Below are 12500 nucleotides of genomic sequence, written 5' to 3'. Positions count from 1 at the left end.
CTTTTTAACGGCACACCGCACTGGCCGTTTCATAAAATCCGCTCACATCGGCTTTCTGCGGCAATGCCAATGTAAACGAGCAGAGCGTGCTGCCGGATTGCTGAACAACAAATCTGCCTCTGGCCGTGACGTCCGGGATAAATACGCTGCCTTGTTCCCCGACCACGGTGACAAAGTGATCGGCGTCATCAAAAATGCTGGCACCGTAGGGTAACGGCTGGTTCTTGATGTCCGTCACCGCAACCAGCGCCCGACGAGTCCGTACCACATCAAAGTTCACGTAATTCACCGAGCCGCGCGCAGCCTCAGCATCCTGCCAGGCGTTGCTGATATCAACATTTTTAGCCAAGGTGCGCGTATCCAGTTGAATGGTCGATTGCCGGTAGCCGGTGAGGCTCGGCAGCACTGCATAACCGCGGCTATCGGTCCAGGCAGGGCCACCGGGCGTGTCCATCCGCACACCGCTCTCCTCCCCTACTTTGGCAATGCCAAAGGTGTCACCAATACGGTTGGGAGAAAAGGTGATGCCCTTGTCGTGCACAACCCCCCCGCCACTGGCATTCGCCGACCAGGTTGTATAGTGATTGTTATCACTGCTGATACTGCCACTGAGCTGGCTCACTGGCGTGACAAGATCCAGACTGCCCGTACCGGTGGTACGCCGACTGCCAAAATCGCGCTCGCTGGCCAGACTCCAGCCAAAATCCCGGTTGGTGCGGTCGCTGAAACGGGTGCCGAGACGGCTGCCACTGCTGCTGTTATTAAGGTAACTGTTCAGGTTGCGCCCCTGGCCTAACGGGATACTCACCGTCAAATAGAAGCGCTTCTGCGAACCGCTGTACTGACTGTCAACGTCACTGTTCTGGTAGCCTGTGTCGTACTCCAGACTGGCCCCCACAAAGACGCTGCCAAAAGCCTTGCTCCAGCCACCGCGCAAATAGCGGGTACTGGCGCCATCGGAGTCGGTGCTGCGACTCACGGACAGCGACATAGTGCCGAGCGTTTCCTGGGACCAACTGACACCGGCACCAATCTGACGCTGACTGCGGCTCAGGGTGTTACCATCGTCACGCTGCACAGCGTCGCTCAGCTCACGATAGCCACTTGTCTGCTGTGAGGCATTCAGGCTCAGGCCGATACGCTCGGTCAGGTTATGGTTCAACGCCACAAGACCAGAAATCCCTTTGTCACCGTGCTTTTGATCTTGCGCCAGGGTCACTTGGGCGAATAGAGCGGTCGTGCTCAACAGCTGACTGTTCAGCCCAAGTGCTTGTGCACGATAAGGCGATGAGCCCAGCAATCCGGCATTCAGCGTGGTCATGGGGTTCAGCAGCCAGCCATTGGCAACAGTGCCGATCAGCGGAGATTCACTGCTGCCTTGCTGGTCGAGCCTCCCCACACCATACGACAAACCAGGGGCTACGGCAGGACCACTCAACAACAAGGCCGAAGACGGTACGATAAATTGGCGCCTGTCCCCGTTACTGCCAATGACAGTCACACTCAGGTCAGAACGCGTGTTGAGCAAAGGAAAGCCCTGCAGCCTGAAAGGGCCTGTCGGAACAGTCGTGGTGTAGACCAGCGCACCGGACTGTCGAACTTCAACAACCGACTGGCTGTCCGCAAAACCTTCAACCAGCCCTGCGCCCCCCCAGTTATTCTGCAAGGCAGCCTCCGGAAACACTTGAAAGCCCATCACCTGCCCCGTACCGAACATCGAGTTGGATAAACTGATCTGACCAGCCTGCAACACCTCTTTGCGCTCGGCAAACGTGCGCTGCGCGTAAGCGGCCTGATACTGCAGAGTACCCTTACCATCCAGACGCGAGTACGACTGACGGCTGCGCACAATCCAGTCGCTGAGGTTGAAACCGGCCTCGGTGTTCACTTGCAGGAAGTTGACGCCTGCTCCCGCACCGGCAGAGTCCAGATACGAGGCATCATAATTGAACATCCCGGCGAAACCGCCGTGATTCCAATTTTGATCCGCAGCCCCCGGTGCAGAAACGGCCTCTGGGGGCACGACCAGATCGACCCGGCTCTCACCCGGATCTATATGCCACTCGGTCTGAGGCCATGCTGTTTTCAAATCAAAACAGGGCGTCTTATCAGGAAACCCTGACGGCGTTATCAGGCCGGCGGCCTTCAAAAAACTCTTGTCGACGCACAGCTGAGCGTCTTGATCAAAAAGGGCCTTGACCTTGCCCCGGGCAGAGCCGTTGACAGTCAACGCGACAGTGGATTCGCCGGGCAAAAAACGCGGGGAATTTCGAAACAATTCACCCACTCGTGGATCAACCCCCCTCGACTTCAGCGCCTCCACATCAAATAGAGTGCCCTCAGCCTGCTCACTTTCAGTTGCCATGGCTGTCGTAAAAACAGTCAATGCGGCCACCAAACCCAATGAACGGATTAACCATTGAGAGAGTTCAGGTGAGGTGTTTAATATCAGAATCACGTTTTACTTGCTCAATGCAGCATCATAAGTATCAACGCTATAACCCCAGGTTGTTGCCGGGGAAATCCTTACCTGCTGGACAGCACCCACGGACCTGCCCTGCTGTGCCAGCAGGGTCAGCGTCTGCCCTGGAAGGATGTAACTGTTTGGCAAAACCCAATCGGCATTACCCGGCAGTGTTCTTACGCCTTGTCCCAACCGAACCACATACGCAGACGGGTTGTTGACAGTGAGGTTGCTGCCGTTCAGCGTCCAGATCAGGTGTTTCCAGGGCGCCAGGTCTTTTTCCAGGCCGGCAGGGCGAATAATCACCGGCAAATTTTGGCGCAAGGTCATGCGCACTACGTTTGCGCCTTTGCCCTGTGGTGGTACGCCTTCAAATACAACCCGTTTCAAACGCTCTGTTTTCAACGGCTGCGGGGCGGTCACGATAAATCGTACACGCTGTGATTTGCCGGGCTCGACACGAGCAGCAGGAGGCGTAACAGCCAATAACGTTTGGCTATCATCGGGTATATTTTGCAGATTCGTTAAGAGCAACATGGGGACGTCATCGGTATTTTTCAGGTTAATGGCCCCCTCACCATCACTTTGCTCGACGATTACAACCGATGTTTCAGGCACCATACCGGTGGCATGGGCAGAGAGCGATGCTAATAAAGCAATGCAAAAGATTACAAACAACTGTAATAGCTTCATAAATAATCACCCCTACGACAAAGTCGTTATATGACCAACGCACCTATAAAAAACCAATCAAAAAGGCATGGTAAAAGCGCCCGCATGGAACAAGGCATTACTTAAACACACTGAGCAACCGATACTTCACAAATAGATAATTTCCAGCGTACTTAACCCATTCAAATGGATAGGATGATTAAAATTGAATGCCGTAGTCCTGTTCAAATAAGCTTGAAGCTGAAGCGTTCCGCTAAGTGTCATGAATGCTACCGGGATTAACGTGCCCGTACTGGCCCACGACACGTACTTAAACTGATTACTGAAAGATGTATAAAGAGAACTGCCGGCACTGGCACTGACATTTTGACTAACCCAAGTTGTTGGCGTAGTCGCCGAGCGCTGACCGATAATATCAACCGGACCATTATCACTGGTGAAGCTGCCGCCCACAGTGCCTACTGCGTACCCGCCAATTTTAGTTGTACCGTCAATATCGAAACCCAACCCAACAACAGGAAAACCACTGGCAACGCCCAACAATGCCACTGGGTTTGTCCCGACCCCTTGAGCGCTCTCGGTTGCCCCCACCAAAGAACCTACCCGACTGTTAAGAGTCCTGATTGCCACCTTGGCCGGCGCATTACAACTGATCGTCAAACCTATCTGCTTGATGGGCAAGGCGGTAAACACAGTGGCACTCAATTGGCTGGCCAATATAGTCCCGTAGTTGACAACACCCCCTCCAGTGAGCGTCGGAGTACAGGCGGTAGGAGCCAACGCACTGATAATGCTCACACTTACAGTTTCTGCCGGCACTGGCAGGCTTAAAAACATTAACATGCCCGGGGCAAGTACAAACGAATAGTGAGACTTGATCATATGGCCGCCGACCCGATATTCAGTCTTGAATCACGTCCAGAATACCGACATAAAGTCATACGTACGCCCCCCTATCCTGCCCCCCATACAAGCCAGCTTCCACGAAGCCGAATCAACCCATCATAAATAGCTCAATTCAATGGTGGTCAAACCATTCAACGTGATGACGTGATTTAAACTGAGCTGCGTCGAGTTATTCAGGTAGGCCTGAACACTCAGAGTGCCACTCAGGTTAGTGATTCCGACAGGGACGGTTGTACTGGCGGCGGCCCAGGAAATCAGTCGCGTGGTGGCGGGATCATACAAATCACCCGACTGCGAATCATTGATCCAGGTACTCGCCGCTACAGTTTTACGCAGACTGAGCACACTGTTCGTATCAGCAATAACTGAGCCAGGATCAATGCGCACTGCATACCCGCCAATTTTTGCACTGTTTACAGAATCAAGGCCTAACCCTGCAACCCCGGTAGTAGTCCCCCCAAACAGCGTTACAGGGGTAAGGCCATCGCTGTTGGTGCCAGGAGTTGCCACACCGGCCGCCGTATTGACGCGGCCATTGATAGCCGACAAGGCTACTTTTACCTGCGCCGTGCATGCAATGCTGAATGTTAGCGTTTTTATTGGCAAGACAGTCAGCGCCGTGGGACTGAGCGTGGAAGGGCTAATAACACCGTAATCGATAATGCCACCGCCAGTTAACGCAGGGGTACAGGCTGCAGGACTAATGGTGCCTACCACCGTTAAATCTACGGTTTCGGCCAACACCTGTGTGGAGGTCACTGTCAGCATGGCAATCGCACAGGCAGTTAATGAAACACATTTCAAATTCGGCTGTTTGATCATGGCTCAACTACTCGGTTTGTCTTTGATCGGCCAACAAAGCTATTTCCACTCCATCTCATCTACAGAATGCTCCTGAAATAACTATAGATGAGATTCAGGCAGGTGTTTTTTTCAGGAAAAATAATACACCCCCCTTACCACCCGTAGTTTATCCAGGCAAACTTTATATACACCTCGCAATATAATGCTTTAATCTCCGACAAAAGAAGCACGCTAACTATCTTTATTGATCCACCAGGCAAAGCCCGCCCAGTCAAACCAACTCGCAAAGGGTTATGCTTAGCCTTTGAGCGAACCTATCGCAAACTTTCTGCCCGGCAGAACATCCGCCTCTTTATGCACGCCCGCCCAATATTAGTAACTGGATCAAACTGTTATATAACAAGCCGGGGACACGCTGTTAACCCGGGGCCATCCTGCATCGCTAAGACACCCGCTTCCAAGTTCAACCAAACACACTTGTAAGGGCCGCGCGATGCCTGTGCGGCATGACTGGCGAAACATGTCGAGGGTGCCCACCCCCTTTGTATCCGCTAAGGACTCGTGCAGCGTCTGCCCCCACGTTTATCCCTCACATCCCCTCCAAGCCCCACACAGATGAGCACCATTCTCAACAACCGAGCATATTTAAGTATTTTCCTACAAAAACTCCCACCACCATTAGTCCGCAATGCCTCCAATGGATTAAAGTAACGCCCCCAGCCCCGGTGTAATTTCTGCGCCGCCGGTGTCCTTTTCAGGAACAGTCATCGATGGAACATCGTGAAGCGCTACTGGCGCTGCGAACCTTTCTTTCAACCCAGATCCTCGGTCAGGAAAAACTGATCGACCGTCTGCTGATCGCCTTGCTCGCTGATGGCCATATGCTGGTCGAGGGCGCCCCCGGCCTGGCCAAGACCAAGGCCATCAAGGAGCTGGCAGAAGGTATTGAAGCGCAGTTCCATCGAATCCAGTTCACTCCCGACCTGCTGCCTGCCGATATCACCGGCACCGAGATCTATCGCCCGGAAACCGGCAGTTTCGTGTTCCAGCAAGGGCCGATCTTCCATAACCTGGTACTGGCAGACGAAATCAACCGCGCCCCGGCCAAGGTGCAATCGGCGCTGCTTGAAGCCATGGCCGAGCGCCAGGTCAGTGTCGGGCGCAGTACCTATGAGCTGTCGCCGCTGTTTCTGGTCATGGCCACGCAAAACCCCATTGAGCAGGAAGGCACCTACCCGCTGCCCGAAGCCCAGCTCGACCGCTTTCTGATGCACGTCAAAATCGGTTTCCCGGATGCCGCCGTCGAACGCCGCATTCTGCAGCAGGCACGCGGCGAAGCCCTTAACGGGGAAACCAAGCCCGAGCGCCGGGTCAGCCAGCAGGCCATCTTCGCCGCGCGCAAGGAAATCCTCGGCCTGTACATGGCCGATGCCGTGGAGGAGTACCTGGTGCAACTGGTCATGGCCACCCGCACCCCGGGCAAGTTCGACCCGGAAATGGCCGAGTGGATCGCCTACGGCGCCAGCCCCCGCGGTTCGATTGCCCTGGACCGCTGCGCACGGGCCCATGCCTGGCTGGCCGGGCGCGACTTCGTCAGCCCCGAAGATATCCAGGCTGTGTTGTTTGACGTGCTGCGCCACCGCATCATCCTGTCGTTTGAAGCCGAAGCCGCCGGTATCGACCAGGACCGCGTGGTGCAACGCATCCTCGACGTCGTGGCCGTTGCCTGACCCATGAACACCCCCCTGCCCGCCGAGCCCGGCATCCGCGTCACCCTTGCGGAACTGATCGAGATGCGCCATCGGGTGCGTGAAGTGCAGCTGTTCGCCTCGCCCAGCCAGCGCAGCCCGCTGGTGGGCCTGCATCACTCGAAACTGCGCGGACGCGGGGTCGACTTCGATCAGGTGCGGGTCTATCAGGCCGGTGACGATGTGCGCACCATTGACTGGCGCGTCACGGCGCGTACCCAGGAACCGCATACCAAGATGTTCCATGAGGAACGCGAGCGGCCAATTTTCATCCTTGCCGAACAAAGCCGGCGGCTGTTTTTCGGCTCGGGGCTGATGTTCAAGTCGGTGCTTGCCGCCCAGGCCGCCAGCCTGATCGGCTGGGCCGCCCTGGGCCACAACGATCGTGTTGGCGGGCTGGTGTTTGGCGACCATGAACACTACGAAATCAAGCCGCGGCGCAGCAAGCAGAGCCTGCTGCAGCTGCTGAACCGCCTGGTGCGGGTCAACCAGTCGCTGCACACCGAAGTGCAATCGGACCGCGACGCGCTGGGCATGGCCCTGATCCGCGCCCGTGAAGTACTGCGCCCCGGCAGCCTGGTGATCGTGATCTGTGATGAACGCGGCCTCACCGACGCCGCCGAGCAGCAACTGAGCCTGCTGTCACGCCATTGCGACCTGATGCTGCTGCCGTTGTCCGACCCTCTCGACCACGCCTTGCCCGCGGCAGGGTTGCTGCGCTTTGCCGAGCGCGGCGCGCAACTGGAACTGGACACCCTCAACTATGATCTGCGCCAGGCCTACCGCGCCCAGGCCGAGGCCCGCATCGCCCGCTGGGAACTGCTGGCGCAAAAACTGCGGGTGTTGCTGATGCCGCTGAGCACTCAAAGCGAGATGGTCGAACAGCTGCGCGAATACCTGAACGCCAAACGCCCCGGCAAAGCCTCATGAAAGAACTTGAACAACTGCAACCCTTGATCCTGCCGCCTGCACTCGGCATCTGGCCGCCAGCGCCGGGCTGGTGGCTATTATTGCTCGTGGTGCCCGCCCTGGGATGGGGCCTGTGGTGGCTGCGTCGCTACCTGCCCGCCAAACGCCTGCCGGCACGCACCGAACAACCGCTCGACCCGGTACGCCTGGCTGCTCTGGAAGAACTGGCCCGTTTCCCCAAACCCTACGATGGCGCACCGGCCGGCGCCTGGTTGCAACAGCTCAACGGCCTGCTCAAGCGCCTGTGCCGCAACCACTACCCCTACAGCCAGAGCCACACCCTCAATGGCCGCAAGTGGCTGGCGTTCCTGGACAACCGCTGCCCGGCTGCCGGCTTGACCCGCTGGATGGTGCTGGTCGAAGGTGCCTACAAGCCCGAGTGCAAGCTCGACGACAAGGCCATTGCCGGGCTCAATCAGGCGGTCGAAACCTGGATTCGCAAACATGTTTGAATTTGCCTGGCCGTGGATCTTCATCCTGCTGCCCCTGCCCTGGTTGATGCGCTTGGTGCTGCCGCCTGCCGACAGCGGGGAGGCGGCGCTGCAGGTCAGTTTCTTGAGTGACCTTGAACAACTGACCCGGCGCAAGGCCCGCGCCACCCTGCCTTCCTGGCGCCAGCAAATTCCCCATGTCCTGCTCTGGCTGCTGTTGCTGACGGCCGCTGCCCGCCCGCAGTGGCTGGGCGAACCTTTGCCGATTGCCGCCAGCGGCCGTGATTTGCTGGTGGCGGTGGATGTCTCGGGTTCGATGGACTACCCCGACATGCAATGGCAGGGCGAAGACGTAACCCGCCTGGACCTGGTCAAAAACCTGCTCGGCGAGTTCCTCGAAAACCGTGAGGGCGATCGCGTCGGCCTGATCCTCTTCGGCAGCCAGGCTTACCTGCAAGCGCCGCTGACCTTCGACCGCCACACCGTGCATACCTGGCTCGACGAAGCTCGCATTGGCATCGCCGGTAAAAACACCGCCATCGGTGACGCCATTGGGCTGGCCCTCAAGCGCCTGCGACAACGCCCGGCACAAAGCCGGGTGCTGATCCTGATTACCGATGGCGCCAACAACGGCGGGCATATCGACCCGCTGACCGCCGCTCGCCTGGCTGCCGAAGAGGGAGTCAAAATCTACCCCATCGGCATCGGCGCAGACCCGGACGAGAGCAGCAAGGGCCTGCTCAGCATCAACCCCGGGGTCGACCTCGATGAGCCGGCACTCGAAGAAATCGCCAAAGTCACCGGTGGCCGCTACTTCCGCGCCCGCAACGGCGGTGAGCTGGCGGCCATCAAGGACACCCTTGACCAACTGGAGCCTGTGGCCCAACAACCGACCCAGGCGCGTCCGGCGCAGGCACTCTACAGCTGGCCGCTGGCCGCGGCCCTGTTGCTCAGTATGCTGCTGGTGATCCGCGAACTGTGGCCCAACAACCCTGTGCAGCGCTGGCTGAGCAAGGAGCATTTTCTGCAGCAACATCCTGACTGGCGTGCGCGCCTCACACGCCTGCGCCTGCGGAGGCGTCGATGAGCACGCTCTGGCCGCACTGGTTCCGCCCCGAATGGCTGCTCATCCTGCCGCTGCTCGGCTGGTTGCTGTGGCAGCGCTGGCACCGGGAAAAACGCGCGGGCCGCTGGCAGAAAATCCTGCCGCCGGCCTTTCATCGGGTGCTGCTCAGCGGCGGCAGCGGGCGTAGCAGCAAATTGCCATGGATCGCCCTCGGACTCGGCTGGCTGCTGGCCCTGCTGGCCCTGCTCGGGCCCAGTTGGCAGCGCGTCGAGCAGTCCTCGCAGAAACCCGAAGACCCGCTGGTGGTGATGCTCGAACTGACCCCCGAAATGCTCGCCACCGACAGTTCGCCCAACCGTCTTGAGCAGGCACGGCGCAAAATCTACGACCTGCTGCAAAACCGCAGCGACGCGCAAACCGCCGTGATTGTCTACGCGGGCAGCGCCCATACCCTGGTGCCGCTGTCCGATGACATGGCCACCAGCCGCAACCTGCTTGAAGCCCTCAAACCGTCGATCATGCCGCAGCCGGGCCATCGCGCCGACCTGGCGATTGGCAAAGCCCTTGAACTGCTGGATCAGAGCGCACTGGGCCAGGGCCGCTTGCTGCTGATCACCTCATCGCTCAGTGAACAGGAGCGCAACGGCATCCGCCAGGCCTTGAGCGGCCATGCACCGCAACTGCTGATACTGGGTATTGGCAGTCGCGAAGGCGCCCCCGTGGTGGATGAAAACGGGCAGTTTCTCCAGGACGACCAGGGTGCCATTCTCCTGCCGCGTCTCGACAGCCCGAGCCTGCGCGCCTTTGCCCTCGATGTGGGTGGCCGCTACCGCCAGGCGCGTCTGGATGACAACGACCTGCGCGGCCTGGGCCTGCTCGACGGCCCGCGCAACCTGCGCAATGACGGCCAGACCCTGCAACTGGATACCTGGGCCGACCAGGGTTACTGGCTGTTGCTGCCGCTTCTGCTGCTGGTGGCCTGCGCGGGCCGCCGTGGCTGGCTGTTCTGCCTGCCCCTGCTGTTTATGCTGCAACCGCAGCCGGCGCAGGCCATGAGCTTTACCGACCTGTGGCTGCGTCCCGACCAACAGGGCCTGCGCCTGTTGCAGCAAAACAAGCCGCTGCTGGCCGTGGAACACTTCACTGACCCGCTCTGGCAGGGCGTGGCCCTGTACCGGGCAGGCGACTATGCGGGTGCAGCCCGACGCTTTGCCGAAGTCAACAGCGCCAGCGCGCACTATAATCGCGGCAATGCACTGGCCATGAACGGCGAGCTGGAAGCGGCCATCGATGCCTGGGAACAGGCGCTGGAACTGCAACCCGAGCTGGAGGCTGCGGCACAGAACAAAGCCCTGGTCGAACAGCTGATCGAGCAGCAACGCGCCCAGGCCGAAGCTGAAGCCGAAGCCGAACACCCTCCCGAGCCGCCCGCGCCAGCCGAGACTGAAACCCCGCTGAGCAGCAGCGCACAGGGTGCCACCAGCAGCAGCACCCGCAATGAAGACAACAGCTCGGCCACCAGCTCCACCACCGAGCCTGCGCCGCACGAGCAGCTCGACCCCGACACTGCTCCGCACGCCGACGGCGAACCGGACGACGGGCCCACCACGCGCCCGCCCGCTCCGGCCGCCAACCAGACTGCAGAAGAACAACGCCAGGCCCTGGAACAATGGCTCAGACAGATCCCCGACAACCCTGCCGAATTGTTACGCCGCAAATTCTGGTACGAACAGCAGCTCCATCAGGACACGCCCAAATGAACCGCCTCTGTGTTTTGCTTCTTTTGCTGTGTTGCTGGACCTTGCCGGCAAACGCCCTGGGCCTGATCGCCAGTGTTGACCGCGACCAGCTCAACTCCGGTGAAACCGTCGAACTGACCCTGGAATCCGACGACGTCACCCAGTTCGGCAAGCCCGACCTCACCCCGCTGGACGGGCTGTTCGAAGTGCGCGGCACTCGCCAGGTCAACCAGCTCAACAGCCTCAGCGACGACAACAAGGGCACCACCCGCTGGATCATCACCCTGCAACCCAGACAGACCGGCACGGTGATCATCCCGTCACTGCAAATCGGCGACTACCACAGCCAGCCGATCACCCTCACCGTGACCCAGAGCGTGGCCAGCGAAAGCGAACTGGAACCGGTGTTTATCGAGGCCAGCCTCGACCAGCCCAAGGTCTATGTGCAGGCACAGGCGCTGCTGACCCTGCGCATTTACCACTCCGTAGCGCTGTACGACGACAGCAGCCTGACCACCCTGCACCTGGACGACGCCATCGTCGAGCAACTGGGCGAGTCGCGCACCTATGAAAAGCTTATCAACGGCGTGCGCCATGGTGTGATCGAACGCCGCTACGGCATCTACCCGCAGCGCAGCGGCGAACTGATCATCCCGGCACAAACCTTCAGCGCCACCCAGGTCGACAGCCAGCAAGCCACGGCCCCTGCCCCGCTGGGGCCAACACCCGGCAAGATGGTCCACGTAACCTCGGCTGAAATCCCCCTGAACGTGTTGCCCAAGCCCGACGCCTGGCCAGCCACGGCTCCCTGGTTGCCTGCGCGCAGCCTGAGCATAAGCGAAACCTGGAACCCGGAACCTGACCATACACTCGTCGGTGACTCCCTGACCCGCACCCTCACGCTCAAGGCCGAAGGCCTGTCCAGCGCCCAGCTGCCGCCCCTGCCTGCCACCGATGTCAACGGCCTGCGGCGCTACCCTGACCTGCCGCAACTGAGCAACCAGATCACCGAAAACGGCCTGATCGGCAGCCGCGAAGAACGCGAAGCACTGGTCCCGACCCGGGTTGGCCAGATTGAACTGCCCGCAGTCGAAGTGGTGTGGTGGAACACCCACGAAGATCATCTGGAGCGCACTTACCTGCCCGCCCGCACCCTGATGGCGGCGGCCAATCCCAATCTGGCCGTGGACACGCCTGCCAGCGGCACACCCGCAGCCCTGAACGAAACGTCTTCGCTGTGGATCTGGCAACTGAGCACCCTGTTCCTGGCATTCACCACCCTGGCGAGCCTGGGCCTGTGGTGGCGTGCCCGCTGGCAACCGGCAATCCTGCGCGCCGCGCAAACCGGCCCGAGCCCGCGCACCCTGCTGGACGACCTCAAGCGCGCGAGCCTGGCCAACGACCCGCAAGCCACCCGCCAGGCCCTGGATGCCTGGGCGCGGCAACAGCCGGAAACCCTGGCCGACATGGCCGCTCGTTTTGTATTACTGTCCGATGCCCTCGACGGCCTCAATGGGGCGCTCTACAGCGAAACCGGCCAGCACTGGCAAGGCGAAGAACTGTGGAAGGCCATCCGCAGTATTCCTGCCGCCGAGCGCGAGCAGCAAGACAGCGCCGAGCCGAGCAGCCTGCCGCCGCTTTACCCCAAATAAATTCAAGGCAGCCCCTGAACCGCCTGAGCGAACGGGCTGCCTGCACCTT

Annotated in this window: 10 protein-coding genes; 6 read left to right on the top strand and 4 right to left on the bottom strand. The window is 59.6% G+C overall.

Going from position 1 to position 12500, the window contains the following annotated elements:
• Positions 1 to 4: 4 nt before the first annotated feature.
• From ACP7BE_RS02470 to ACP7BE_RS02455, 4 genes are all read right to left on the bottom strand, one after another.
• Positions 5 to 2365 carry a fimbria/pilus outer membrane usher protein gene (locus ACP7BE_RS02470; protein WP_426104590.1) on the bottom strand — a complete coding sequence of 787 codons (2361 nt, stop codon included), beginning with the start codon at positions 2363 to 2365 and terminating at the stop codon, positions 5 to 7.
• Between the two features lie 96 nt (positions 2366 to 2461).
• Complete coding sequence (locus ACP7BE_RS02465; RefSeq protein ID WP_315263810.1) at positions 2462 to 3157, bottom strand: fimbria/pilus chaperone family protein; 696 nt, start codon at positions 3155 to 3157, stop codon at positions 2462 to 2464.
• Positions 3158 to 3283: 126 nt separating this feature from the next.
• Positions 3284 to 4018 carry a DUF1120 domain-containing protein gene (locus ACP7BE_RS02460; protein WP_095000547.1) on the bottom strand — a complete coding sequence of 245 codons (735 nt, stop codon included), beginning with the start codon at positions 4016 to 4018 and terminating at the stop codon, positions 3284 to 3286.
• A gap of 120 nt (positions 4019 to 4138) precedes the next feature.
• Entirely contained in the window at positions 4139 to 4864 is a 726-nt protein-coding gene (locus tag ACP7BE_RS02455; RefSeq protein WP_095000548.1) for a DUF1120 domain-containing protein, read from the bottom strand.
• 752 nt (positions 4865 to 5616) lie between these two features.
• Here ACP7BE_RS02455 and ACP7BE_RS02450 point away from each other — a divergent pair.
• The 6 genes from ACP7BE_RS02450 to ACP7BE_RS02425 are packed head-to-tail and all read left to right on the top strand — an operon-like array spanning position 5617 to position 12451.
• Positions 5617 to 6576, top strand: a complete 960-nt coding sequence (locus ACP7BE_RS02450; protein ID WP_016780594.1) for an AAA family ATPase — start codon at positions 5617 to 5619, stop codon at positions 6574 to 6576.
• Between the two features lie 3 nt (positions 6577 to 6579).
• Positions 6580 to 7524, top strand: a complete 945-nt coding sequence (locus ACP7BE_RS02445; RefSeq protein WP_095000549.1) for a DUF58 domain-containing protein — start codon at positions 6580 to 6582, stop codon at positions 7522 to 7524.
• The gene (locus ACP7BE_RS02440; protein ID WP_095000550.1) at positions 7521 to 8015 is read left to right on the top strand and encodes a DUF4381 domain-containing protein; all 495 of its coding nucleotides are present in this window, start codon (positions 7521 to 7523) and stop codon (positions 8013 to 8015) included. The genes ACP7BE_RS02445 and ACP7BE_RS02440 overlap by 4 nt, the downstream gene beginning before the upstream one ends.
• Positions 8008 to 9081, top strand: coding sequence for a vWA domain-containing protein (locus tag ACP7BE_RS02435; RefSeq protein WP_095025859.1), 1074 nt, complete (start codon positions 8008 to 8010; stop codon positions 9079 to 9081). Before ACP7BE_RS02440 ends, ACP7BE_RS02435 begins: the two co-directional genes overlap by 8 nt.
• Positions 9078 to 10820, top strand: a complete 1743-nt coding sequence (locus tag ACP7BE_RS02430; RefSeq protein ID WP_426104585.1) for a VWA domain-containing protein — start codon at positions 9078 to 9080, stop codon at positions 10818 to 10820. The genes ACP7BE_RS02435 and ACP7BE_RS02430 overlap by 4 nt, the downstream gene beginning before the upstream one ends.
• On the top strand, positions 10817 to 12451 hold the full coding sequence (locus ACP7BE_RS02425; RefSeq protein WP_095039211.1) for a BatD family protein: 1635 nt from the start codon (positions 10817 to 10819) through the stop codon (positions 12449 to 12451). Before ACP7BE_RS02430 ends, ACP7BE_RS02425 begins: the two co-directional genes overlap by 4 nt.
• The last annotated feature ends 49 nt before the right edge of the window (positions 12452 to 12500 follow it).

This window comes from Pseudomonas sp. TWR1-1-3 (assembly GCF_049896805.1).
Taxonomy (GTDB): Bacteria; Pseudomonadota; Gammaproteobacteria; order Pseudomonadales; family Pseudomonadaceae; genus Aquipseudomonas; species Aquipseudomonas bubulae.
The sequence above is the reverse complement of the archived record's forward strand: the minus strand, read 5'-3'. Positions and strand labels throughout refer to the sequence as shown.

Bases quoted from the DNA above. Each gene is read 5' to 3' on its own strand.
- ACP7BE_RS02470 (WP_426104590.1), bottom strand. From the start codon at position 2,365: ATGGCAACTGAAAGTGAGCAGGCTGAGGGCACTCTATTTGATGTGGAG.
- ACP7BE_RS02465 (WP_315263810.1), bottom strand. From the start codon at position 3,157: ATGAAGCTATTACAGTTGTTTGTAATCTTTTGCATTGCTTTATTAGCA.
- ACP7BE_RS02460 (WP_095000547.1), bottom strand. From the start codon at position 4,018: ATGATCAAGTCTCACTATTCGTTTGTACTTGCCCCGGGCATGTTAATG.
- ACP7BE_RS02455 (WP_095000548.1), bottom strand. From the start codon at position 4,864: ATGATCAAACAGCCGAATTTGAAATGTGTTTCATTAACTGCCTGTGCG.
- ACP7BE_RS02450 (WP_016780594.1), top strand. From the start codon at position 5,617: ATGGAACATCGTGAAGCGCTACTGGCGCTGCGAACCTTTCTTTCAACC.
- ACP7BE_RS02445 (WP_095000549.1), top strand. From the start codon at position 6,580: ATGAACACCCCCCTGCCCGCCGAGCCCGGCATCCGCGTCACCCTTGCG.
- ACP7BE_RS02440 (WP_095000550.1), top strand. From the start codon at position 7,521: ATGAAAGAACTTGAACAACTGCAACCCTTGATCCTGCCGCCTGCACTC.
- ACP7BE_RS02435 (WP_095025859.1), top strand. From the start codon at position 8,008: ATGTTTGAATTTGCCTGGCCGTGGATCTTCATCCTGCTGCCCCTGCCC.
- ACP7BE_RS02430 (WP_426104585.1), top strand. From the start codon at position 9,078: ATGAGCACGCTCTGGCCGCACTGGTTCCGCCCCGAATGGCTGCTCATC.
- ACP7BE_RS02425 (WP_095039211.1), top strand. From the start codon at position 10,817: ATGAACCGCCTCTGTGTTTTGCTTCTTTTGCTGTGTTGCTGGACCTTG.